1 protein-coding gene is annotated in these 828 nt (G+C 57.5%); it reads right to left on the reverse strand.

Annotated features, from left to right (window positions below):
- Positions 1-774, reverse strand: a 774-nt coding sequence (locus CPJ18_RS26510) for an IS66 family transposase (protein ID WP_146258738.1), incomplete at its 3' end; no start/stop codon positions are given.
- Positions 775-828: the final 54 nt, after the last annotated feature.

Raw genomic sequence — 828 nt, forward strand, 5'->3', positions numbered from 1 at the left:
AACATCGACCGGAGTGTCGTCGGTATGGATCCGATCGACGGCCGCGATATGCGCTCTGATCAGCAAGATCAGGGGGCCGAGCAAAGCCGATGCACGCCCCATCCAGTCGGCCATCACGGAACGGGAGATATCGATCCCAAGCCGATCGTACATCTCCGACAGACGGTAAAGTGGGATGTGATCGTCGAATTTGGCGACCATGATATGGGCAAGCAATCCGGGACCGGGTTTGCCGCGCTCGATCGGTAGGGTCGGCATCTTGCCAGACACCGATGTGTCGCAGTCCTTGCAAACGAAGCGCTTTTCGACATGGCGAACAATCTTCACGGATGCCGGCACATGCTCCATGACCTGGACCACCTTATCCGGTGCTTTCAGGAACGATGTCCCGCCGCAGGTCGGGCAATTGCACGGCGCCGGATAGATCCGCTCGTCTGTCGGCAGCCCATCCGGCAAGGGTTTGCGCTTTGGCTTTTCGCAGGCATCTTCCAGCTCCGGCAGAGGTGTCTTTCCAGAGCGAACCTCAGCCTCGGCGCGGGACGCTTCGATCTCCTCGAGCATCAGTTCGAATTGTTCGATCTTCCGGTCTATTTTCTCGGACGAGGCCCCATGCTGTCGATGGCGCAGCAACTCCAACTGCGCGCGCAAAATGTCGATTATGGTATCGCGCTTGGTAACTTCCGCGTCTTGTCGCTCGAGTTTCGCCGCCTGTTCAGCAACCAATGCACGCAGTGCAGATAGCTCGTCCTGACCCTGTGGCGGCGTTGTTTCCATACCCAAAAATGTAACTGATTTGGCCCTTTAGCGCCAGTATTTTACCCCTGACAC

It is taken from the genome of Agrobacterium rosae, from assembly GCF_002915175.1.
GTDB lineage: Bacteria > Pseudomonadota > Alphaproteobacteria > Rhizobiales > Rhizobiaceae > Agrobacterium > Agrobacterium rosae.